The following is a 21,542-nucleotide window of genomic DNA, read 5'->3' on the forward strand; positions in this document are numbered from 1 at the left end:
ACGGAGCGTTTAAAAATGAAAATTATAACAATGTCTAAATATTTGCTAATAGCCTTAGGGTTAATGATATTAGCAGGATGTGGTGGGACAGATGAAGTTGAGTCGGGGCAGCAGCTTTTAACCTGTAATGTGCCACAAGTACCAAACGAAGCAGGCTCGCAATGTGTGGACCCTGAGCCTATAACGTGTGCAGCACCTACTGTACCGGATGATAAAAACGAAAGCTGTGTAGTGGGCGCCGACCCAACATTGCCTGATCCTATTGTATTTGCTGGTGAAGATGAGGCAGTTTTATTTTATAACCGTTTAGCCGACGATAACTACGAAGGTTACCGATTACATTCGTGGAATAACGATGTGTGTGATGCTTACGCACCTCCGTTTGACACGAGCGATTGGGCTAACGGCCACGAGTACGATGGTATTGACCCTAACTATGGTGCGTACTGGATAATTAACCTAAAAGAGGGTTATAACGAATGTGCCAATTTTATTATTCATATTGGTACAGAAGGGTCAGGTAAAGCGTTTGGTGATGTGGATTTAACCATGCCGCTGATGCAAGACGATGAAACCTTTCAACGTATGAACTTTACCATTCATGGTGAGCCTTCGGTGTTTGAATACCCTATTTTAAGTTTGGGCGAACGCGCAGTTGCTATAGCAGGTGCTTCAGCGCATTGGATTGATTTAAATACTATTTTGTATAAACCAAGTAACGAGCTTACAAGCCTAATTAAGTTGCATTCATCAGCTACGGCTGAGCTTGAAGTGGATATTGATACTGGTTTAAACGGCGATACTGTTACGCTGCAATCAAGCAGTTTAACTGATGAGCAAGCGGCAAAAGTACCGCATTTAACCACTTGGAACGCATACGAAGGAAGTTGGGATACAAACACGGCTAAAGCGCTTATAAAATCGCAGCTTGTTATTGCCGGTTACGATAGTGAAGGTAAGCTGCTAGAAGCAAGCTATGTGCAAACCGCTAAAGCACTCGATGCCCTTTACACACAAGGCGAAGACGACGCTAACGAAGCTGTACTTGGCGTAACTTATGGCAATAACGCGATTGATGTAACTGTGTGGGCACCCACTGCTAATAACATGGTGCTAAACGTGTTTGATGATGCAAAAACACAAGTGCACTCTATACCAATGACATTAAATACACAGACAGGTATTTGGCAAGCAAGTTTAGATATGCAATACGACCGCCACTACTACCGCTTTAATTTTGATGTTTACCACCCACTGACTCAGCAAATAGAGTCGCTTTGGAGTACAGACCCTTACTCACTCAATGTATCTACCAATGGTTTATACAGCCAGCTGATTAATTTAGCCGATGATGACACTAAACCAGAAGGCTGGGATGAGCGTATCGTGCCTACTATTACTAACCCAGAAGATGCGGTTATTTATGAAGGCCATGTACGTGATTTTAGTGTGCGTGATCAGTCAGTAAGCGAAGCAAACCGCGGTAAATACCTTGCATTCACTGAGCTTGAAAGCGTGCCAATGCAGCACCTTAAGCAATTAGCAGATAAAGGCTTAACACACTTTCATTTACTGCCAGTGACTGATATTGGCACTATTGAAGAGGATGCCTCGCAGCGTGTGGAAATTACAGACACCTTAGGTAAATTATGTGAGCGTATTAACGATGAAGCTGATGCATGTAAAATCGAAGATAAAAACAGCACGATTGTCGATATTATGCAAAGTTACCTCCCTGGCTCAGACGATGCACAAGCATTAGCCAGTGCGATGCGTGATTTAGACGGCTTTAACTGGGGTTACGATCCGCATTACTTTATAGCGCCTGAAGGCTCGTATGCCTCAAGTCCAGAGGGCATTGCCCGCGTTAAAGAAACCCGCGCCATGGTGCAATCATTGCAAGAAGTAGGACTTCGTGTTGTACTGGATGTGGTTTATAACCACACAACATCATCGGGTATTTGGGATAAGTCGGTATTTGACAAGCTAGTACCGGGTTATTACCACCGTTATAACGAAGTAAGTGGTGAAATAGAGCGCTCAACGTGTTGTGAAAATACAGCTACAGAGCATGTAATGATGGATAAGTTTGTTACTGATTCATTGGTTATTTTAGCGCGTGAATTTGGCTACGACAGTTTTAGATTTGATGTAATGGGGCATATGCCTAAATCATCAATATTAGCTGCGCGTGAAGCCGTGCAAGCAGTTGACCCAGATAACTATTTTTACGGTGAAGGCTGGGATTTTGGTGAAGTAGCTAACAATCGTTTATTCACACAAGCTAAACAGGCTGATATGGCAGGCTCAGAGGTGGGTACATTTAACGACCGTATTCGTGAAGCCGTGCGTGGTGGTGCAATGTTTAGCAATAACCCGACAGATGGCAACCTAGCCGAACAAGACACGTTACGGTTATCGCTGGCGGGCAACTTACAAAATTACATTCTAAAAGACTTTAAAGGTAATTCATCTAAAGGTAATAGCTTTACTTGGAATACTCAGCCAACGGCGTATGCACTAGACCCAGCAGATAGCATTCATTACGTATCAAAACACGATAACGAAACACTGTGGGATCAGTTGCAATACAAACATGCATCAAGCATGAGTATTGAGCAACGTGTGCGCGCGCACAACATGGCATTATCTATTCCACTTATGAGCCAAGGCATTCCTTTTATGCAATTAGGCGCTGATTTACTGCGTTCTAAGTCAATGGATCGTGATAGCTATAATGCCGGTGATTGGTTTAATGCTGTTGATTTAACCAAAGAGAATAATAACTGGAACATTGGTTTACCAAACGCAGAGAAGAACCAAGAAAAATGGTCTGAAATTATGCCTATCTCTGCTAATCCAGATGCACAGGCAATGCCGCAAGACATAGCCTATGCAGGCGATGTATTTAACGAGTTTTTACAAATACGTAGCAGCAGTCCACTATTTAGATTAACCACAGAGCAAGATGTCATTGAGCGAGTGGGTTTTCATAACGTAGGTAAAGCGCAGCAACATGGCTTAATTGTAATGAGCATTGATGATGGCGAAGGATTAACAGACTTAGACCCTGCATTTGATGCGCTTGTAGTGATGATTAACGCAACCGAGCAAACCCTTAGCCATACTATTGCCACGGCAGCGGGTTTTGAATTACACGACGTATTAAAAAACAGTGTTGATGCAAGCATGGCCAGCGCCAATTTTGCCCAAGGCGATAACGAAGGCACATTTACTGTACCGCCTTACACACTAGCTGTTTTTACTAAAAACCAAGGTGAGAGCCAAGGTGTTGGTTTAAGTGCAAATGCGACCGTAGGTGCGCCTGATGTAGTACCTTATGGCAGCACCGCAGTGTTTGTGCGCGGAACTTTAAACGACTGGGGCACACGCGATGCATTTGAATATATTGGCGAGGGTGAATACCGTATAGCAATTGCGCTAAGCGCTGGCGACTACGAATTTAAAATTGCCTCAGAAGATTGGTCTACAGTTGATTTTGGTGCGCTTACTGACGCTGATAAAGAGGTAGTTGAAAATCAAAGTGAGCCATTAACGCGCTCAGGTGCAAACATGACCTTTAGCGCTGCTATTGATGCAACCTATGTATTTTCGCTTGATGCTTCAAACCCTGAAAATCCAACGCTTACTTTATACAACGAAGAGCCATTTGTAGGCACTGCTATTTATGTGCGCGGTACGCTTAATGATTGGGGAGTAACCGATGAGCTAAGTTATAAAGGTAAAGGCATTTACACCTTTACTAAAACACTGAGCGCTGCAAGCTATGAATTTAAAATCGCATCAGAAGATTGGAGCACGGTTGATTATGGCTCGGCTGAGGGTGATGCCAGTGTAATGGTTGGCACCGCTGAGCAGTTGTCGGTTGCGGGGGCAAATATGACCATAGACATTGCCGAGCAAGGTGAATACCAGTTTATATTTGACGCCAGTGATTTAAATAACGTATCGCTAAAAGTGCTCAACGGCGAAATGTTTGCACAAACACCGGTGTTTATACGCGGCAGCTTAAATGACTGGAGTACTGATAACCCGCTTATGTACGAGGGTGATGCAATTTACTCTGCTTCTATTGAATTAGAAGTAGGCGACTACGAATTTAAAGTAGCGTCTGAAGATTGGAGCACAGTGGATTACGGTGGAGCAGGCGATACGCCGGTAGTGGTAATTGATGAACTAACACCACTTGAAGCGGTAGGCGCCAATATAGCACTGAATATTACCGAACAAGGTACCTACACGTTTAATGTAATAGGCCCAGATAGAGAAAATGTAAGCATACTTATTAATAAACAGTAGCAGTTATATTTTCCCAAACCTAAGCCGAGCATAGCCCTGTATGCTCGGCTTTTTTAATGCCTAATTAATACCTAACAAAGGGGGGATTAAAAACGATAGTTAACCGACATCATCACAGTCGTGGTGTTATCGGTATCAATAATGGGTGAGTCTTCAATATCAGAATCGAGCTGCTTATAGTTAACCATGGCATTTACGTTCCAGTTTTTATTAATGTAATACATTAAAAATAAACCCGCATTGTAGTTAACCGTAGAACCAAGTTCGTAAGGCGCATAGGTGGTAGATTCGCCCTGTGCTACACCATAATAATAGTTAGATACATCACTGCTATTTAGCTCAACGCCTACAGAAGGAATGAGCATTAGTTGTTTAGATAACTTAATAGGGTAACTGTAATTGGTTTTAAATTTAGCGCCATCGCCGTGGCCTATTACATCATGAGTAGCACTGGCGCTTATTTTACCAAAGCTTGCAGTGTAACTAACCTGCGTACCAGCGTAGAGTGATAGCTTTCTATCGTCTAAGGCTTTTATGGCTGCAAGGTCTGAATCTGAGGTATCAAAGTTATCACCTGGCTCTAAAACTAATGACCAATTAAAACCTTGCTGCTCCACTAATTTATAATCAAGCGACAAACCTTTAAAACTAAGCCTTTCGCCTTCGTAAGTAATGATAGGTAAAAATAGCGTTTCACTGTCGGTACCTGCATAAGGTGAGCTGGTAGAAATGACCCCGCCCCCTAATGAAAACTGCGACTCAGCTTGAGCAGTAATACTGCCAAGTGCAAGTGTGCCAACTAATAACCGGAGTGAGTTTTGTATATAAGTGTTCATAGGAGCCTTGGTGTTAAGTAAAAAGTGAAAATTGTTTGCGATAAGTAAAGTGTGCCGCAACGCTATTAGGCTTTAGTGTAGCTATATTTTTGATTGGCGTTTGTAAGAGAGTGTGTGAAAGTTTATCTGAATGTAAGTGGCTAAATTGCATTGAAGACGTTGATCACATAAGTTGAATAAAGGCATACGTTTGATTAGATTAATAAAATGGGAATGAGGATAAACCAATGAGCAACTCTATTTTAAAAAGTGCCAGCTTTGATCCCAAAGTGAAGCAATACTGGATGACCATGGCATGCTTTTTTAGTGCCGTTGCATTAGTGACCATTCCACTTATACCTGTGGTGTTATTTGTTGTATGGCTGGTGGCAGGTAAAATTTTGGCTGCTATGTCGGCGCAATTACTCACGCAAAAGCTGGTGGTTAAACGCGGCATTTTATTTAAAGAAGAAAAATCTATACCGCTTGAAAAAATAACCGATGTGGGGCTGAACCAAGGGCCGCTTATGCGCTTTTTTGGGTTATACCGCTTAAGCTTTGAAACTGCAGGGCAGTCGGGTCATGGCGCATTGGTGTCATTACTTGGTGTTGAAAATGCCAGTGAGTTTAGAGAAGCCATACTTGAGCAAAAAGATAACTTAGCTGCGCAAGCCCCTAAAACACAGGAGCTTGCTGAAGATCACCTCAACCAAGCATTACTTGCTCGCTTAGTTGAGGTAGTAGAGCGCATAGATACGCGTTTGGCAGCTTTAGAGGCGAAGCGTTAAGCGTTTTGTAATTGAGCCTGACCTGCCAGCATACTTAGCTCTTTGGTACGGCTTTCAACAACCTGATATTCGCGCGCTTTAATTGTGCTTATATAATTCCACTTAGCACTGGCTTTTGCAGGTGTAAATGTAACGGTTAAATAGCCGCGCTCTACTAAATTATTATAAGCAAGGTCATCAACTAATAAGGCAATTACTTGCTCTATTTGCGCTACGGTTTGCGCATCTTGTGTGTTTAGCGCTAAATATTCTTCAAGCCCTGGTGATGAAACCGATGCCGTTGCAAATTCCACCCCAGCATTTTGTGAGGCTGCAATAGGGTTACTGGCATCAGTTTTAAGCTGTCCCGCCCAGCCGTTATGAGTATCTCCGGCTAAAACTACTAAGTTTTTTTGTGCTGCAATAGCGGTACCTAATAATACTTCTCGCTCGTAGGCATAGCCATCCCACGCATCAAGGTTATACGGTATGGTGGTTTGAACACGGGCAAGCTCTGCCTCGGTTACACTTGGGTCGCCCGCTAATACACGGCCTTTAATTTGCGCCAGCTCTGCAAATAATACATTGGCCTGTGCGAGCAATTCACTTGGATCGCCTCCGTTTGACTGTGCACTTTGTAAGCTAGCAAGTAGTAACATGACCTCTACTGGTAAGTGCATTTTTGTCATTAGCACTTGTTGCCCTAACACTTGCCACTGTGTGCTTGAGGTAGTGATGGCATCACTAAGCCAGGTAAGTTGTTCACTGCCTAATAATGCACGATCTGTTGCGCCTATTGCTGCAGCAAATGCGCTTTGCCCTGCAGGGGAGGTAAGATCAAAATCACTATAGTTAAGCTGCTCATCACGCGCTAATACACGGGTATCTAGCATGTATAAAGAGACTAAATTACCAAACTCAAAGCGTCGGTAAATACGTTCTTTGTCGGCTACATTACGAATTGGCATCCACTCAAAGTAGGCTTGTAGTGCATTGAGTTTACGTTGGCTAAATTCGCCTTCACCTTCGTTATGGTTTTCTGCGCCTTCGCGCCATGTGTCGTTGGTGATTTCGTGGTCGTCCCACACTGTTATAAATGCACAGTGGCTATGGGCTGCTTGTAAGTCGGTATCGAGGCGATAATTTGCATAGCGTTTTCTATAATCGGTCAGTGCGATAATTTCGTTGCTGTTATCTAAGGGTAGCAGTCGCTCTAACTGTGCGGCGTCTTCCGTTGCATAACCCGTATTGCTGTATTCGTATATGTAATCACCTAAGTGCAGTACCGCATTTAAATCGCTTTGCTTAGCAATTTCGCTATATACATGAAAATACCCGGCAGGGTAATTTGCGCACGATACAACGGCTAATTTCACCTGATCAACCGCACCGACAGGAAGCGTTTTTCCTTGTCCGATAGGGGAGGTTTTTCCATGTGCATTAAAGCGATAGTAATAAACGGTGTTGGCATCAAGCCCTTGTAAATCAACTTTAAGAGTAAAGTCGGTGGTATCACTGATATGTGTTTCACCATCGTGAACAATATTTGTAAAGCTTTGGTCGGTGGCGGCTTGCCATTGTACTTTTAACGATTTAGTTGTTACATCGAGTGGGGTTACACGGGTCCAAATAATTAAGCTATCGCTTAGCGGGTCGCCGCTGGCAACGCCGTGGTCAAAGCTAACGGGAGTGTCGTCATCATCGTCAAAACGACAACCTGTTAAACCAAGTGATAATACGGCAGCGCCAAATCCTGCTGCCGATGCTTTTAAAAAACTTCTCCGTGTAAATGCCATTGCTTTGTACCTGTAAAGTGTAAAAAGCAAAGTGTAGGCAATTTAGGTTACTTTTTTGTGAAGCAATTAAAAAACTTCACTTACTTGCGTTGCATTACACGTAATAACGGTAACGTTTTCGTAGCCTACGCGGGTTAGCGCTTCTGCACCTAAGGTGGCGCGGGCACCGCTGGCACAATGTAAGTAAATAGGGCGTGCAGCGTCTTTTTCTATTTCCATTAGCTTCATTTCGAGTAATCCGCGTGGAATATTTATTGCCCCTACCGCAGCTACATTGGCATGCTCGGCGGGTTCGCGTACATCAATAAGTAAACCTTTATTTTGTTCTAGCTCTTGCTTTGCTTGCGCTGCATCAATACGGCGTTGGTTAGGTGTGATAATTTTTAGTAAATCAGGAATTGAAGTAAGCATTAGTCTGTAAATCCTCTTTTGCGCAAAAAAGTCATTAATGGGCACCATTTAGTGTAGGCGGATTGCACTAAGTTAATACCAATAAATAACGTTAAAAATTGAAAGTTACTATCAACAAAGTAGCTTAAAAGCACAGAAATTGTAACGGCACTTCCGCCAATTAAGAGTATGGCGTCACTTATTTTCATGAATTGACCTTAATATTAGTTTTTTCTAATGTTAATTATATTAGAACTTACTAATGTAAAAGTCTATAATTAAAACACGCAAAATAATTAAGTATCACTATGAATATTGAACAACTTGCAGAAAACGCTCAGCAGGCAGAGCAATTTTTAAAATTAATGGCAAATAAAAACCGTTTAATGATTTTATGTAGTTTATTGCAAGGTGAACAAAGTGTGGGTGAGTTAAATCAAAATGTTCCGTTGGCGCAGTCTGCTTTGTCTCAGCATTTGGCGAGTTTACGTAAAGCCCAGCTAGTGGCAACTCGCCGTGAGGGACACACAATTTATTATTCGTTAATCGACCCAAAGGTTGAGTCGATTATTACGTTACTTTACGAATGGTTTTGTAAGCAAAGTACGGCTGAGTAATTTGCTTTAAATAAAAGTGGCAATCTCATCAAGCGACTTTTTATCAAGTGCATGGGCAGGTACAGTTGCATCGTCACTTGGGTAGCCCGCAATAAGTAACATGTAAGGACGTTCGTTGTCTTTGTCGCGCTTACAAATGTCGGTTAAAAAACTCATTGGTTTAGGTGTATGGGTAAGCGTAGCTAAGCCACAGCGGTGCAGGGCTTGTATTAAAAACCCAGTAGCCAGCCCTACTGATTCGTGCACATAATAATTGGTGTTTTTATCATCCGTATTCACACCGCCTTTTTTTTGACTAAACACTGCAATAAGCCAAGGCGCATGTTCTAAATAGGGTTTATTGGCGTCGGTACCTAATGGTTTTAGCGCATCAAGCCACTCTTCTCCTGCTCTGCCTTCATAAAAAGAGCGCTCTAGTTTTTCGGCGGCCTCTCTTATTTGTTTTTTTACATCGCTACTGTTTATAGCTACAAAATGCCACGGTTGATGATTCGCTCCACTTGGCGCGGTACCTGCTGCTTTTATACAGGCTTCAATTATATTTTTAGGCACAGGTCGGTCGCTAAAGCTGCGAATACTATGGCGGCGCTGGCTGGTTTGTAAAAATTCGGTTGCGCGTTTTAGCATTTCATCGTGAGGGTATTCTATAAAGTCGTTTAGTGGTTGGCTTTGATGTTTTTGCATGGCTTTACGCTTCTTATAAAGTGTGTGTGTGGTTTTTATACCGACTGAATAAATGCGAGGCAAGTATTATTACCTATCGTGTTTATTTATTGTTACAAAATTAACCGTGGTGTAACTTATGTTCCTTTTTTTAATGTGGTATAAAAAACGCAATAAAAAAACTATTAAAATTCAAGGAAGTAAAAATGCTATCAATAACAGGGTTATCTAAAACCTACGATAATGGCGTACATGCACTACAAGGTGTTGATTTATCTATAGGAAAAGGAATGTTTGGGCTGCTTGGGCCAAATGGGGCCGGTAAATCATCACTAATGCGTACTATTTCTACGTTGCAATCTGTCGATTCGGGTTCAATTACTTTTGATGGTATTGATGTTTTTAAAGACCCACAGGCTCTGCGCCAACGTTTAGGTTACCTACCGCAAGATTTTGGTGTATACCCACGTGTTAGTGCTTACGACTTGCTAGACCATATGGCTGTTTTAAAGGGCATTCATAATAAAGGCGAGCGTAAAGAGTCGGTAGAAGGCTTGCTTGCACATACTAATTTATATCAACATCGCTCAAAAGCGGTAAGTGGCTTTTCGGGCGGTATGCGCCAGCGTTTTGGTATTGCACAAGCCTTACTAGGTGACCCTGATTTACTAATTGTTGATGAACCAACAGCAGGGTTAGACCCTGAAGAGCGAAATCGTTTTCATAACTTGCTAGTAAGCTTAGGCGAGCAAAAAGTCGTTATATTATCGACCCACATTGTTGAAGATGTAGCAGAGCTTTGCCCAAACATGGCCGTACTGGCAGGCGGAAAAATATTATTAGAGGGTAACCCCATTGCCCTTACCGATAAACTCCAAGGCCAAATTTGGCGCAAAGCCATGAGCCAAGAAGAAGCACTAGAGCTTGAGCCGCAACTGCCTGTTATTTCAAAACGCTTATTTGCTGGGCAAACCATATTACATGTATTAGCCAATGAAGCCCCTGAAGGTTTCGAGCTCAGCAGTGCAAACCTAGAAGATGTGTATTTTTCTACGTTGCTTAATCATCGTAACAGCCAAGTAGCATAAGGGGGCGCTATGTTTTTTAATATGCTCGCGTTTGAGCTGCGCTATTTTGTGCGCCAGCCTTCGTTTTATGTGACCTCATTAATATTCTTTTTTATGGCGTTTTTTATAAGCTCCAGTAGTAAGTTTCCGCTAGGTGGGGCTAATGTTCATATGAACTCGCCTTATACCATTATGGTTTTAACGGTTACCTTTTGTACGCTTGCTATGTTTTTAGTGGTTAACTTTGTTGCAAGCTCAGCGATTCGCAACAGCGAGACCAAAATGGATGAGCTGGTGTTTAGTAAGCCTGTTAACCCGCTTGCTTATCAATCAGGGCGTTTTTTTGGTTCTTACTTGGTTGTGCTCGTTGTTTTTTTAACTGTGCCACTAGGCGTATTTTTGGGATCTCAGTTTGGCTTGTTGGTTGGCTGGCTCGATAGTGAACTAGTAGGCCCTAATAAGTTTATATATTACGCTGCACCTTTTTTATATTTGGCGGTGCCAAGCTTATTGGTGCTCAGTGCTATTTTTAATAGTGTGGCGGTTTATTTTAAAACCATAATGGCGGTATATGTAACGGCCGTGGTGATCTATATAAGTTACCAATTGGCGAGTATCTATTTTGACGATTTAGCGTTTAGAAATATTGTTGTTTACGCAGACCCATTTGGCACTGGTTCATTAATTGACTTAACCCGTTACTGGACTGTAAGTGATAAAAATACTGAAGTGTTAACGCTTTCGGGCGATTTTTTAATTAACCGTATTTTATGGGTAGCAATAAGTTTAGCGATGTTTTTTGGCCTCGGAAAGTTAGGTAATCGCGTAGTCACTAAAAAGCAGAAAAAGCAATTTGCTGTTTCTACGTTTGTAAAAAACAAACAAGCAGCACTTATTAGCAGCGCTAAAAATTACAAGTCAAAAGGGGTCAATACGCAATCGCAATTAGTAATGCGCAGCTTATTTGAGCTTAAGCAGGTTATATTAAGTGCTCCTTTTATGATTTTAGCGGGTGTCAGTATTATTACGTTACTCGCACCACTTTTTGCGCCTATTGGCGCATATGGCACAACAGATTGGCCGCTCACACAAAACATGGTGGGCATTATTCAAAACGCCTCCGCTATATTTATGTTTATTATTATTGCTTATTACAGCGCAGAGCTGGTTTGGCGAGAACGCCACAGTGGTATGGGCGATATTGTTGACAGCTACCCGGTGCATAACAGTGTGTTTTGGGTATCTAAAATTATTGCGCTAATCACTGCGGTTTGTGGCCTTTATTTAGTAGGTATGATGTTTACCATTGCGGTGCAACTATTTAAGGGGCAATTTAACTTAGAGCTTGGCCAGTACTTATTTAGGTTGGGTTACCTTACATTATTGCCTTTAATTATGATGGCTATTTTGGCGTTCTTTTTACAAATAATTAGCCCTAATAAATACATAGGTATGGGTTTGTTTATTCTGTATTACATTGCTCAAATGGTAATGGGTGCTTACGGATTTGAGCATCATATGTATCACTTTTCGCAAAGCAGTAGCGTACCGTATTCAGACATAAACGGTTACGGGCATTTTTTACAAGGCGCGCATTGGTATACCCTATATTGGGGCGCATTGAGTGTGTTTTTAGCTATTGTAGGGTTTGCTTTATGGCATCGTGGTCCATCGCAAACATTGCGTACGCGTTTATCTTTAGTGCGTTACAACATGTCTTTAAAAGGCCAGATTGCAGCCGTAATAAGTTTATTGGTATTTGTGGGCTCGGGTTATAACATTTATTACAACACCCGTGTAATCAATGAGTTTGTAACAAGTGATGATAACGAAGCGCTACAAGTAAGGTATGAGCAAGAGTTCTCACAATACAAAGACTTGCCACTGCCTATAATAACTGATGTTGATTTACACATTGATATTTACCCTAAAAAACGTGCTTTAAATGCCGTGGCTAAAATTAAGTTTACCAATACCGCAAACGAGCCAATAACCCGTGTGTTAATTAACGAGCCTAGCCAATCTAAAAGCTGGGATGTAAAAATGGCGGGCGGAAAAATAGTTGAGCGTTTAACCGATTTTGGCATGGTATGGTTTGAGTTTGAACAACCGCTAATGCCTAATGAAGTACGCGAAGGTGAGCTTTCTGTTACTCGTGAACACGACGGTTTTGTTGATAGAGGATCTGATACTCAACTCGTGCACAATGGTACATTTGTAAATAATAGAGAATTATTACCAAATTTTGGTTATCAAAAGTATTTTCAAATTGCGGATAAGTATGAGCGCCGTAAGCACGATTTACCCGAGCTTGAACGTGCACATAAACTAGAAGACAGCCGCTATTATACGCAAAATGAGTTTGGGCCTGCTAATGGCTTTATAAACTACAAGGCAACAGTAACCACCGATGAGTCACAATTTGCTATTACACCCGGTTATTTAAAAAGTGAAAGTGTAAAAGACGGAAGACGTACTTTTGTTTATAAAATGGATGCCCCTATTTTAAACTTTTATTCTGTGCTTTCGGCGGAGCTTGAAAGCAAAAAGGTTGAACATAACGGTGTAAATATTGAGGTGTACTACCACAAAGATCATGCATGGAATGTTGACCGTATGATTGAGTCGGTACAAGACTCAATAGATTACTACACGCAAGCCTTTGGGCCATATCAGCATAAACAGCTTCGTATTATTGAGTTTCCTAAGTATCGCTCGTTTGCGCAAAGTTTTGCTAATACGGTGCCTTACTCAGAAAGTATTGGCTTTATCACAGACTTAAGAGATGAGAGTAAAGTTGACCTACCTTACTATGTAACCGCACATGAAGTTGCACACCAATGGTGGGGGCATCAAGTATCTGGGGCTAATGTAGAAGGCAGTGCCGTTATTTCTGAATCGCTCTCCCAATACAGTGCGCTTATGGTGCTAAAAAAACGCTTTGGCGCCGAGAAGCTTCGTAAATTCTTAAAGTACGAGTTAGATAGATACTTAATGGGCCGCACAGGCGAAGCCTTTGAAGAAATGCCGCTGTATAAAACGCAGTCTCAACAATATCTTCATTACAATAAAGGCTCAGTTGCGATGATGGCGATTTATGACCGATTAGGGGAAGAGCGCTTAAATGCAGCACTTAAAGCGTTTTTGAATGAGTTTAAATACCAGTCAACGCCATACCCAACTACGCTTGATTTACTTAGCTATTTAAAACAAGACGCAACGCAAGCGGAGCAACGTTTTATTGATGATCAGTTTAAATATATAACGCTTTATGAGCTTGAAATGAAAGCAGTTTCGGTTACAGATGATGTTGATAGCGAAGGTTTTTATACAGTAACACTGAGCGTTGAAGCAACTAAGCAGCATGCCGATGGACAAGGTGAAGAAACCGAGCAACCACTTGATGAGCTAATTGATATTGCATTGTTTAGCGATGATCCTGAAAACCTTCTCGCTGAAGACTTTGTTATTTACTCGCAAAAGCATCAAATAGTCTCTGGTACTAATACTATTGAGCTAAAAGTAAAAGAAAAACCAGTGTACGCAGGGGTTGACCCGTACATTAAGCTTGTAGATAAAGACAGTAAAAACAACCTAGCTAAGTTTTAACGATTAACGATTAGTAATTAACTGAAAGGCCGCCTTTAATGCGGCCTTTTTTGTTTTAGCGAATTGCTAATACCAATGCGCAATAAAGCTTAATAAAGCGAATTAGCATATTGGTAAAAAGAGGTAATAGCAGCGAGGAGCTCGGCGATTAACCGAAGTGGGTTATATAGTAAGGTGCTTTAGTCGCTAAAATTAAAAGGCGCTGTGAGTATTTAGGTGCCCTAAACGAGAAAAGGGCCAAAAGGCCCTTAGTGTTGCAGCAAGTAACACATTTTGTTTTAAAGCGTAAAGTCTACAGCGTAGCCTACGTAAACTTTAACATCTGATTCATCCATGTCGGTGTCAGATACGCCAAAAGTAAAACCATCTTTTGATACAGAGATACCGTAATCAATAATATTATCATCACCTATAAAGTCGCCAGAGTAGTGACCTAAGTGCAGCGCAACCTCAGTACCATTGCTGCCAACAGCAAAGCTGTAATCGGCATTTAGGTATAATGAATCGCCAAAGTCGGTGCCATCGCCATCTGCCGCTGAAGTGGCAAGGATTGCAGCACCAAAGGTGAAACCTTCTGCGCTGATGCTACCGTAAATTTCAGAGAAATCAGCATCTGCCTCAGAAGCTGCATCTGGGTAAGCGTAATAAATGTAACCTACATCGTAGCTAAATGTGTCGTTAATATCGCCACCAAAACCCGCGTAAACATCAAGCTCATAAGTCATTTCATCGGCCCATGAAGCATTTGATGCCCAGGTACCTACATAAAAGCCTGACTCGTCAGCGTAATCAATACCGCCAGAAATAGCAGCATCGCCCCCAGTTTGCTCTTGACCACGCCATAAGTAGTTAGACGTAGCCGCTGCGTTTGCTGTTACTTCTGCATGTACGGCTGTTGATGTTAAAGATGTAGCACCTAATAAAGCTATTGCGCTAATTGCGATGGTTTTTTTTAGTTTTAGCATGTCCATTTCCCGTTATATGATTTTATCGCCTAGGTTTTTATTCTCTTATTGGCAACCCTTTGACTGGCGGTGTTTTATTGTTTAACTGGGAATGCAATTGCACTGTATGTGCCAGCTTAAAATAATTTCTATAAAACTGTTTTTTTACTTTTATAAAACAATATGTTGAGGAGTTCTAGAAGAGGGGATGATTGAGGGAGTTAATTAAAAAACGCACACTGCTGGTGCATAAATTAACCTAACTGCACCAGAAAAATACAGTTAGGTTAGGTAAATTTAGCCAAATATAGTGCGCATAAGACTAATTGTTTCGTTTACTCCGCGGCCTTTTTGTACTTCGCTAATAATAGAGTCGCGTTTGCTACGAATATGCTCGGGAATGTCATCGGCTGCAAGTGCACGGTCTACAAGTATTTCGGCTGACTCTTTACCTCTACGCTGTGGTTTTCCTGCACTTGTTGTGCTGCGTTTAGGTTTATTTAATAGCTTAATATAATTTGAGTTGTCGGCCGTGCTGGCATCTGCATAGTAAAAAAAGCACGGTAATAACGCTTTTATACTAACTAGTTGCTCTTCTAGTTCATTGCTGCCATTAGCCATTTTAAACCACGACATAGCATGAATGCTTTGTACTATATCTTGCCAGTAGCGCTCAAAGTCGCGATTGTTTAATTTTGTAATACCTAAAGCTGCGCATAATGCATCAAGACGGCTATTGCTAATTGGCGTAAACACATCTGGGCGGCGCATTGCTAATAAACGTGTAGCAGGGGCAAGGGTTGGTTTTTCATCGCTACCGTTAAAGGCAAGTAAATAAGCAACAACAAACTGTTGGTAATCAGCTTCGCTCACATCACCTTCAAGCGGGATGTTAGCAAGTGCATCGTCAAACGCGCCAGGCAAGTCGGCTAGCATTTGATGAAAACCCTTTGCACTTTTGGTTGATGCGAACCATTCAACATCAAAGTTATAGGTGCTTGGGTCGAGCGTGGCAGTGTGTTTACCACTAAATGCCAGTAAATCCTCTGGGATCATATCTTTTAGTGCTTGCTCACGAATGCTGTGCAAATACGTAGTAAGGCGAAGCTGTTCGTCCAGTGCAATAAGTTCTTTGTGTTGCTCTACAAACATACTAATAACAGGCCAAGGTGCTACACGTAGTGTTTTAAGCTGTAAAAAGCTAATTGCTGAGGTTAGCTGGTCGTGCAGCTTTTTTAAAACTGGCAGTTGTTGTGGCTCTAGTAAATCGTAATTTATACGGTCTTTACTTGCACTTAGCAGCTCATAACACCAGCCTAAAAAATCCTCTGGGTGGTTTTCTACTTTCACGGCCATTAGGTTTAGGCTTAGTTCTGAAGCTTGCTTCAAGATGTTTTGGTAAATTTGACTTTCTTGTTCGCCTAGCGCCATTTTTGACGGTGAAATTAGCAGTTTTTTCATGCCTTGTAGAGTCTCCGAGTAGATACATTTTTTAGCTGCTTTATTTTAGCGCAAATACGCCAATAGCAACAGGGCCGTGCATCATACCTAACAATTCAAGGGATGCAATGTTGTAGGGTTTAATACTTGGTTAGATTTAAACTTGATGAGCTTTACTTTTAGTCACCAATTTCGCAACGTTTACTTTTAAGCATAAATTCATTTCAAATTAAATAAATTACAATAAAGTGCTTTTTTGTCACAACGACAATGATTTTAAAGCTAACACTCGCTATGATAAGAACATTATTTGCACGTTTGAAAGGATGATCATGAAGACCTTACTCAAAATTGTTGGTGTAATACTCTTACTTTGTATTGCGTTAATTATTGCCGCTCCGTTTTTAATCCCAACCGATACTATTTTTAATAAAGTATCTGAACAGGTTGAAAAAACAACAGGGCGCACACTTACTATTAAAGGTGATAAAACGCTTAGTGTATTTCCTGCATTAAAGTTAGAGCTTAACGATGTACACTTTGCAAACATGCAGACAGGCTCGCGCGACGACATGGCAAGTATGGAGCAATTAGCTGTGCATATACCATGGTTATCGTTATTTGGCGGCGAATTCAAACTTGATAAGTTTGTTATTAACGAGCCCAATATTTTATTAGAAACTGATAAAAACGGTAAAGCTAACTGGCAGTTGTTTGATGCTGTAGCAGAGCAGCCGCAAGAGCAAACTCAATCAGGTGAGGCTGTTAAACTACCAGAGAACTTTGATATAGAGTTAGGTGAAGTGGCTATTTACGGTGGTACGTTTACTTACCTAGATGGGCAAACAGGCGCTAAACAACAAATTAGTGACTTGGAATTGGCTATTTTACTTCCTTCACTACGTAAAACACTAGAGATCAAAGGCGGCATTACATATATGCAAGAGCGCTTTGAGCTTGATGTAAAACTTGATACGCCGGCAAAGGCAATTGAAGGGGCGACGTTTGAGGTTACTCAAAGCGTAGACTCTCGCTTGGTCGATCTTACTTTTAACGGCAGTATTGCTCGCCAAGGTAAAGATATAAAAGGCGAGTTAGCGCTAAGTGGCGACTCAGTTAAAGAGCTAGCAACTTGGCAAGGGGTAGACTTAAACGCTAAAGAAAATGCATTTAATGCGTTTAGTGTAAACGGTAAAATGCATCTTATAGATGATACGTTTAACTTAGAAGAGCTGATTGCTACCCTAGATGAATTAGAGATTAAAGGAAAAAGTGAAGTAAACTTAGGCAATAAACTAGCGGTTAATGCTGATATAGACCTAGGTATGCTTGATTTGAATCCCTACTTACCGGAGGCAGTCGCTAAGCAGCAAGCGCCGCAAAGCGAAGAACCTAAAGCCGCGCAGCCGATTGTTTGGGACGATACTAAAATTGATTTAAGCGCATTAAATGCACTTAATGCTAATGTAGTTATTCGCTCAAGCGGTTTAAAAGCTAACGATATTGAGCTAGGTGCTAATCAATTTACAGTCGATTTAAACAACAGCGTTGCTAAATTAAGCTTAGATAGCTTTAAAGCATATGAGGGCACTGGTAAAGGAGTTATCAATATAAATGCGCAGCAAACGCCGTATAAAATAAGCACAAATTTTGATTTAGCCGACATAGACGCACAACCGTTACTCACTGATGCAGCTGGCTTTGATAAGCTCATGGGTAAAGGGTCATTAAATTGGAATTTAACCACAACTGGGCAAAGTCAAAAAACCTTTATTAATGCATTAAATGGTAAGGTTGGCTTTGAATTTGCCGATGGTGCTGTTAAAGGCGCAAACGTGGCTGAGATGGTTCGCAAAGGCAAAGAGCTTATTACGGGTAACCTTGGAGCTGTGAGTGTAGGGCTAGATACAGGCTTTGAAGAATCAGAGCAAACAGATTTTTCTGCGCTCACAGGTAGCTTTAACTTTACTAATGGCGTGGGCCGTAATAACGACCTATCGCTGATGAGCCCACTTATTCGTATTACAGGTGAGGGCGATGTAGATTTGCCTCAAACCAATGTTGATTATCGCTTAGTGACCGGCATTGTTGATTCGATTGAAGGGCAAGGCACTACAGATGATAGTACAGGCTTTAAAATCCCACTGCGTATAGAAGGCCCATTTCATGACGTTGGCTTTAAGCTAGATGTAAGCAACGCGCTTAAAGATGAAGCAAAGCAAAAGCTCGATGACGCCAAAGAGAAAGCAAAAGAAAAAGCCAAGGACAAAGTCAAAGATAAACTAAAAGGCTTATTTGGCTAATACTATTAAACCCCACAAATAAATAATTAAGGCGCTATTTGCGCCTTGATTGTTTTATAACCACTTGTAAAATAGCTACATAGCGGTTTTTACTCAGTTTTAATCTGTCCTTCCCTTAAATTAATTAAAAAATAACCTACCACTCACTAGCCAATGCTGGTACAATTGCCCGCCCTTAAGAGACAACTCTGTTGTTTTTTGAGTGGGATTTAATCGAAGTGCCTTGATTTTAAACAAATTTAAGGCAAGTTGTAATTACTACACCGGAGGTCATTAACATGATCCAAATGCAAACTCAGCTGGAAGTTGCTGATAACAGCGGCGCTCGCAAAGTGCAGTGTATAAAAGTCCTTGGTGGTTCACACCGTCGCTATGCGGCAGTTGGCGATATCATTAAAGTTTCTGTGAAAGAAGCTATTCCTCGCGGTAAAGTGAAGAAAGGTGATGTTAAAAACGCGGTAGTTGTGCGTACCAAAAAAGGCGTTCGTCGTCCGGACGGTTCTCTGATCCGTTTCGATAGCAATGCGGCTGTTATCTTAAATGATAACTTGCAGCCAATTGGTACTCGTATCTTCGGCCCTGTGACTCGTGAACTTCGTAATGATAAGTTCATGAAAATTGTTTCACTAGCCCCAGAAGTACTGTAAGGAGTCTATCATGGCAGCAAAAATCCGTCGTGATGACGAAGTAATCGTACTAGCAGGTAAAGACAAAGGTAAGCGCGGCAAAGTGCTTTCAGTTGTTACCGAGTCTGGTCGAGTATTTGTCGAAGGCATTAACTTAATCAAGAAACACCAAAAGCCGGTTCCACAATTGAACCAAGCTGGCGGCATTGTTGAGAAAGAAGCGTCTATCGACGTATCAAACGTTGCGATCTACAACTCGGAAACGAGTAAAGCAGATCGTGTAGGTTTCAAGATTGAAGATGGTAAGAAATTACGTATCTTTAAATCTACTGGTAAAACTATCTAATAGTTGGAGTAGAATGATGGCGAAACTGCATGAAGTATATAAAGACAAAGTAGTTGCTGAGCTTCAAGAGAAGTTTGGTTTCAGCTCTGTCATGCAAGTCCCTCAGATCGAAAAGATCACATTAAATATGGGCGTGGGCGAAGCCCTAGCTGACAAGAAGATTTTAGATAACGCTGTTGCGGATCTAGAAGCTATCGCTGGTCAGAAACCTTTAATCACTAAAGCACGCAAATCTGTTGCTGGCTTCAAAGTGCGTGAAGGCTACCCAATAGGCTGTAAAGTAACCTTACGCGGCGAGCGTATGTGGGACTTTTTTGAGCGTTTGGTATCAATCGCTATCCCACGTATCCGTGACTTCCGTGGTGTGAGTGCTAAGTCTTTTGATGGACGTGGTAACTACAGCATGGGCGTACGTGAACAAATCATCTTCCCAGAAATTGATTACGATAAAGTAGACCGTGTACGCGGTATGGATATCACAATCACAACTTCTGCGAAATCTGATGAGGAAGGCCGTGCGTTGTTAGAAGCGTTTAACTTCCCATTCAAGAAATAAGGGTAGGGTTATGGCAAAGAATTCTATGAAAGCGCGCGAAGCAAAGCGCACTAAACTAGTTGCTCAGTACGCTGAAAAGCGTGCAGCACTAAAAGCTATCATCAGCGATGTTAACGCATCTGAAGATGATCGTTGGGACGCGGTACTTAAGCTTCAAGCTTTACCACGTGATTCTAGCCCTGCACGTCAACGTAATCGTTGTAACATTACGGGCCGCCCACATGGTTTCCTTCGCAAATTCGGCATGAGCCGTATTAAAGTTCGCGAAGCAGCTATGCGCGGTGAAATTCCTGGCCTTAAAAAGGCTAGCTGGTAATAGTATCACGGGAGTAAGACTATGAGCTTGCAAGATCCTATCGCGGATTTGTTTACACGTATCCGTAACGGTCAATCAGCGAAGAAAGTATCTGTAACGATGCCAACTTCAAAGCTGAAAGTAGCAGTAGCTAAAGTATTAAAAGACGAAGGTTACATCGCAGATTTCGCTGTAAACAGCGAAGCGAAACCTGAGCTTTCTATCGAGTTGAAATACTTCGAAGGCAAAGCTGTAATTGAAAATATCCAGCGTGTTAGCCGCCCTGGTCTACGTATCTATAAGAAACGTGACGAATTACCGAAGGTAATGGGTGGTCTTGGTATCGCTATCGTATCAACTTCTAAAGGCCTAATGACAGACCGCGCAGCACGTAGTGCTGGTGTTGGTGGTGAAATCATTGGCTTTGTAGCTTAATCGGAGGGGAACTATGTCTCGCATAGCAAAGGCACCAATCAATGTTCCTGCCGGTGTAGAAGTTACATTAAAAGGCCAGGACATCACAGTTAAAGGCAAAAACGGTGAACTTACTCGTACTATTAACAACGCTGTTGAAGTACAAGTTAACGACAACGTTATTACAACTTTACCTCGTGAAGGCGTAGCTAATGCATGGGCTCAAGCAGGTACTGCTCGCGCTCTAATCAACAACATGGTTGTTGGTACGCATGAAGGTTACGAGAAGAAACTTCAGTTAGTAGGTGTTGGTTACCGTGCTGCAGCTAAGGGTAAAGTTTTAGACTTAACACTTGGTTTCTCGCACCCAGTTAATTTCGAAGTTCCTGAGGGAATTACGATTGAAACTCCAAGCCAAACAGAAGTTCTAGTTAAGGGCGTAGATAAGCAGTTAGTTGGTCAAACAGCTGCTAACATTCGTGCATACCGTAAACCTGAGCCTTATAAAGGTAAAGGTGTTCGTTATTCAGATGAGAATGTACGCCGTAAAGAGGCTAAGAAGAAGTAAGGTAAG

General features: G+C 41.7%; 19 protein-coding genes. 12 read left to right on the top strand and 7 right to left on the bottom strand.

Translation table 11 applies throughout. The features are described 5' to 3' along the window. The first annotated feature begins 15 nt into the window (after positions 1-15). Complete coding sequence (locus AN390_RS15485) at positions 16-4,320, top strand: alpha-1,6-glucosidase domain-containing protein (RefSeq protein ID WP_055255297.1); 4,305 nt, start codon at positions 16-18, stop codon at positions 4,318-4,320. 86 nt (positions 4,321-4,406) lie between these two features. Here the strand turns inward: AN390_RS15485 and AN390_RS15490 are convergent, their stop codons facing one another. Further along, a complete protein-coding gene (locus AN390_RS15490; RefSeq protein ID WP_055255298.1) occupies positions 4,407-5,156 on the bottom strand; it encodes a MipA/OmpV family protein in 750 nt (249 codons plus the stop codon). A 227-nt stretch (positions 5,157-5,383) separates the two neighbouring features. On the opposite strand from AN390_RS15490, the gene AN390_RS15495 reads away from it, so the two are divergent. Beyond that, positions 5,384-5,923 (top strand): PH domain-containing protein, encoded by a 540-nt coding sequence (locus AN390_RS15495; RefSeq protein WP_055255299.1) that lies wholly within the window; start codon positions 5,384-5,386, stop codon positions 5,921-5,923. Here AN390_RS15495 and AN390_RS15500 read toward each other — a convergent pair. The 3 genes from AN390_RS15500 to AN390_RS15510 all read right to left on the bottom strand — a co-directional run bounded on the left by AN390_RS15500 (position 5,920) and on the right by AN390_RS15510 (position 8,297). Continuing rightward, positions 5,920-7,698, bottom strand: a complete 1,779-nt coding sequence (locus AN390_RS15500; RefSeq protein WP_055255300.1) for an alkaline phosphatase — start codon at positions 7,696-7,698, stop codon at positions 5,920-5,922. The two genes, AN390_RS15495 and AN390_RS15500, sit on opposite strands and share 4 nt — an antisense overlap. Positions 7,699-7,764: 66 nt before the next feature. Beyond that, on the bottom strand, positions 7,765-8,109 hold the full coding sequence (locus AN390_RS15505) for a rhodanese-like domain-containing protein (RefSeq protein ID WP_004589222.1): 345 nt from the start codon (positions 8,107-8,109) through the stop codon (positions 7,765-7,767). Then, positions 8,109-8,297, bottom strand: coding sequence for a DUF2892 domain-containing protein (locus tag AN390_RS15510; RefSeq protein WP_004589221.1), 189 nt, complete (start codon positions 8,295-8,297; stop codon positions 8,109-8,111). The genes AN390_RS15505 and AN390_RS15510 overlap by 1 nt, the downstream gene beginning before the upstream one ends. A 99-nt stretch (positions 8,298-8,396) precedes the next feature. Here AN390_RS15510 and AN390_RS15515 point away from each other — a divergent pair, with 99 nt between their 5' ends. Beyond that, complete coding sequence (locus AN390_RS15515; RefSeq protein ID WP_024033876.1) at positions 8,397-8,705, top strand: helix-turn-helix transcriptional regulator; 309 nt, start codon at positions 8,397-8,399, stop codon at positions 8,703-8,705. Between the two features lie 6 nt (positions 8,706-8,711). On the opposite strand, the gene AN390_RS15520 is transcribed toward AN390_RS15515, so the two are convergent. Then, positions 8,712-9,389, bottom strand: a complete 678-nt coding sequence (locus AN390_RS15520; protein WP_029773143.1) for a nitroreductase family protein — start codon at positions 9,387-9,389, stop codon at positions 8,712-8,714. A 185-nt stretch (positions 9,390-9,574) separates the two neighbouring features. Between AN390_RS15520 and AN390_RS15525 the strand changes: the two genes are divergently transcribed. Beyond that, positions 9,575-10,456 carry an ABC transporter ATP-binding protein gene (locus AN390_RS15525; RefSeq protein WP_055255301.1) on the top strand — a complete coding sequence of 294 codons (882 nt, stop codon included), beginning with the start codon at positions 9,575-9,577 and terminating at the stop codon, positions 10,454-10,456. A gap of 9 nt (positions 10,457-10,465) precedes the next feature. Next, on the top strand, positions 10,466-14,044 hold the full coding sequence (locus tag AN390_RS15530; protein WP_055255302.1) for a M1 family aminopeptidase: 3,579 nt from the start codon (positions 10,466-10,468) through the stop codon (positions 14,042-14,044). 278 nt (positions 14,045-14,322) lie between these two features. On the opposite strand, the gene AN390_RS15535 is transcribed toward AN390_RS15530, so the two are convergent. Both AN390_RS15535 and AN390_RS15540 read right to left on the bottom strand, forming a co-directional pair. After that, positions 14,323-15,009, bottom strand: a complete 687-nt coding sequence (locus AN390_RS15535; RefSeq protein ID WP_004589216.1) for a TorF family putative porin — start codon at positions 15,007-15,009, stop codon at positions 14,323-14,325. Positions 15,010-15,285: 276 nt separating this feature from the next. Then, positions 15,286-16,449, bottom strand: a complete 1,164-nt coding sequence (locus AN390_RS15540; RefSeq protein WP_055255303.1) for a hypothetical protein — start codon at positions 16,447-16,449, stop codon at positions 15,286-15,288. Between the two features lie 311 nt (positions 16,450-16,760). Here AN390_RS15540 and AN390_RS15545 point away from each other — a divergent pair, with 311 nt between their 5' ends. The 7 genes from AN390_RS15545 to rplF all read left to right on the top strand — a co-directional run bounded on the left by AN390_RS15545 (position 16,761) and on the right by rplF (position 21,536). After that, positions 16,761-18,731, top strand: coding sequence for an AsmA family protein (locus AN390_RS15545; protein ID WP_055255304.1), 1,971 nt, complete (start codon positions 16,761-16,763; stop codon positions 18,729-18,731). Positions 18,732-19,009: 278 nt separating this feature from the next. Next, positions 19,010-19,378 (top strand): 50S ribosomal protein L14, encoded by a 369-nt coding sequence (gene rplN, locus AN390_RS15550; RefSeq protein WP_004589211.1) that lies wholly within the window; start codon positions 19,010-19,012, stop codon positions 19,376-19,378. A gap of 10 nt (positions 19,379-19,388) precedes the next feature. Continuing rightward, the gene (gene rplX / locus AN390_RS15555) at positions 19,389-19,703 is read left to right on the top strand and encodes a 50S ribosomal protein L24 (protein WP_004589210.1); all 315 of its coding nucleotides are present in this window, start codon (positions 19,389-19,391) and stop codon (positions 19,701-19,703) included. 16 nt (positions 19,704-19,719) lie between these two features. After that, positions 19,720-20,259 (top strand): 50S ribosomal protein L5, encoded by a 540-nt coding sequence (gene rplE / locus AN390_RS15560; RefSeq protein WP_004589209.1) that lies wholly within the window; start codon positions 19,720-19,722, stop codon positions 20,257-20,259. A gap of 10 nt (positions 20,260-20,269) precedes the next feature. After that, entirely contained in the window at positions 20,270-20,575 is a 306-nt protein-coding gene (gene rpsN, locus AN390_RS15565) for a 30S ribosomal protein S14 (protein ID WP_004589208.1), read from the top strand. A gap of 21 nt (positions 20,576-20,596) precedes the next feature. Next, on the top strand, positions 20,597-20,989 hold the full coding sequence (gene rpsH, locus AN390_RS15570) for a 30S ribosomal protein S8 (RefSeq protein WP_004589207.1): 393 nt from the start codon (positions 20,597-20,599) through the stop codon (positions 20,987-20,989). Between the two features lie 13 nt (positions 20,990-21,002). Next, positions 21,003-21,536: a 50S ribosomal protein L6 gene (gene rplF / locus AN390_RS15575; RefSeq protein WP_004589206.1), complete on the top strand. Its 534-nt coding sequence runs from the start codon at positions 21,003-21,005 to the stop codon at positions 21,534-21,536. Positions 21,537-21,542 lie beyond the last annotated feature (6 nt).

This window comes from Pseudoalteromonas sp. P1-11, assembly GCF_001399995.1.
Taxonomy (GTDB): Bacteria; Pseudomonadota; Gammaproteobacteria; order Enterobacterales; family Alteromonadaceae; genus Pseudoalteromonas; species Pseudoalteromonas atlantica.

Excerpts from the sequence above, each read along its gene's own strand:
- rpsH (WP_004589207.1), top strand. The coding sequence starts at position 20,597 with ATGAGCTTGCAAGATCCTATCGCGGATTTGTTTACACGTATCCGTAAC.
- AN390_RS15540 (WP_055255303.1), bottom strand. The coding sequence starts at position 16,449 with ATGAAAAAACTGCTAATTTCACCGTCAAAAATGGCGCTAGGCGAACAA.
- AN390_RS15490 (WP_055255298.1), bottom strand. The coding sequence starts at position 5,156 with ATGAACACTTATATACAAAACTCACTCCGGTTATTAGTTGGCACACTT.
- AN390_RS15545 (WP_055255304.1), top strand. The coding sequence starts at position 16,761 with ATGAAGACCTTACTCAAAATTGTTGGTGTAATACTCTTACTTTGTATT.
- rpsN (WP_004589208.1), top strand. The coding sequence starts at position 20,270 with ATGGCAAAGAATTCTATGAAAGCGCGCGAAGCAAAGCGCACTAAACTA.
- AN390_RS15485 (WP_055255297.1), top strand. The coding sequence starts at position 16 with ATGAAAATTATAACAATGTCTAAATATTTGCTAATAGCCTTAGGGTTA.
- AN390_RS15505 (WP_004589222.1), bottom strand. The coding sequence starts at position 8,109 with ATGCTTACTTCAATTCCTGATTTACTAAAAATTATCACACCTAACCAA.
- rplE (WP_004589209.1), top strand. The coding sequence starts at position 19,720 with ATGGCGAAACTGCATGAAGTATATAAAGACAAAGTAGTTGCTGAGCTT.
- rplF (WP_004589206.1), top strand. The coding sequence starts at position 21,003 with ATGTCTCGCATAGCAAAGGCACCAATCAATGTTCCTGCCGGTGTAGAA.
- AN390_RS15510 (WP_004589221.1), bottom strand. The coding sequence starts at position 8,297 with ATGAAAATAAGTGACGCCATACTCTTAATTGGCGGAAGTGCCGTTACA.
- AN390_RS15530 (WP_055255302.1), top strand. The coding sequence starts at position 10,466 with ATGTTTTTTAATATGCTCGCGTTTGAGCTGCGCTATTTTGTGCGCCAG.
- AN390_RS15520 (WP_029773143.1), bottom strand. The coding sequence starts at position 9,389 with ATGCAAAAACATCAAAGCCAACCACTAAACGACTTTATAGAATACCCT.
- AN390_RS15525 (WP_055255301.1), top strand. The coding sequence starts at position 9,575 with ATGCTATCAATAACAGGGTTATCTAAAACCTACGATAATGGCGTACAT.
- AN390_RS15500 (WP_055255300.1), bottom strand. The coding sequence starts at position 7,698 with ATGGCATTTACACGGAGAAGTTTTTTAAAAGCATCGGCAGCAGGATTT.
- AN390_RS15515 (WP_024033876.1), top strand. The coding sequence starts at position 8,397 with ATGAATATTGAACAACTTGCAGAAAACGCTCAGCAGGCAGAGCAATTT.
- rplX (WP_004589210.1), top strand. The coding sequence starts at position 19,389 with ATGGCAGCAAAAATCCGTCGTGATGACGAAGTAATCGTACTAGCAGGT.
- rplN (WP_004589211.1), top strand. The coding sequence starts at position 19,010 with ATGATCCAAATGCAAACTCAGCTGGAAGTTGCTGATAACAGCGGCGCT.
- AN390_RS15535 (WP_004589216.1), bottom strand. The coding sequence starts at position 15,009 with ATGCTAAAACTAAAAAAAACCATCGCAATTAGCGCAATAGCTTTATTA.
- AN390_RS15495 (WP_055255299.1), top strand. The coding sequence starts at position 5,384 with ATGAGCAACTCTATTTTAAAAAGTGCCAGCTTTGATCCCAAAGTGAAG.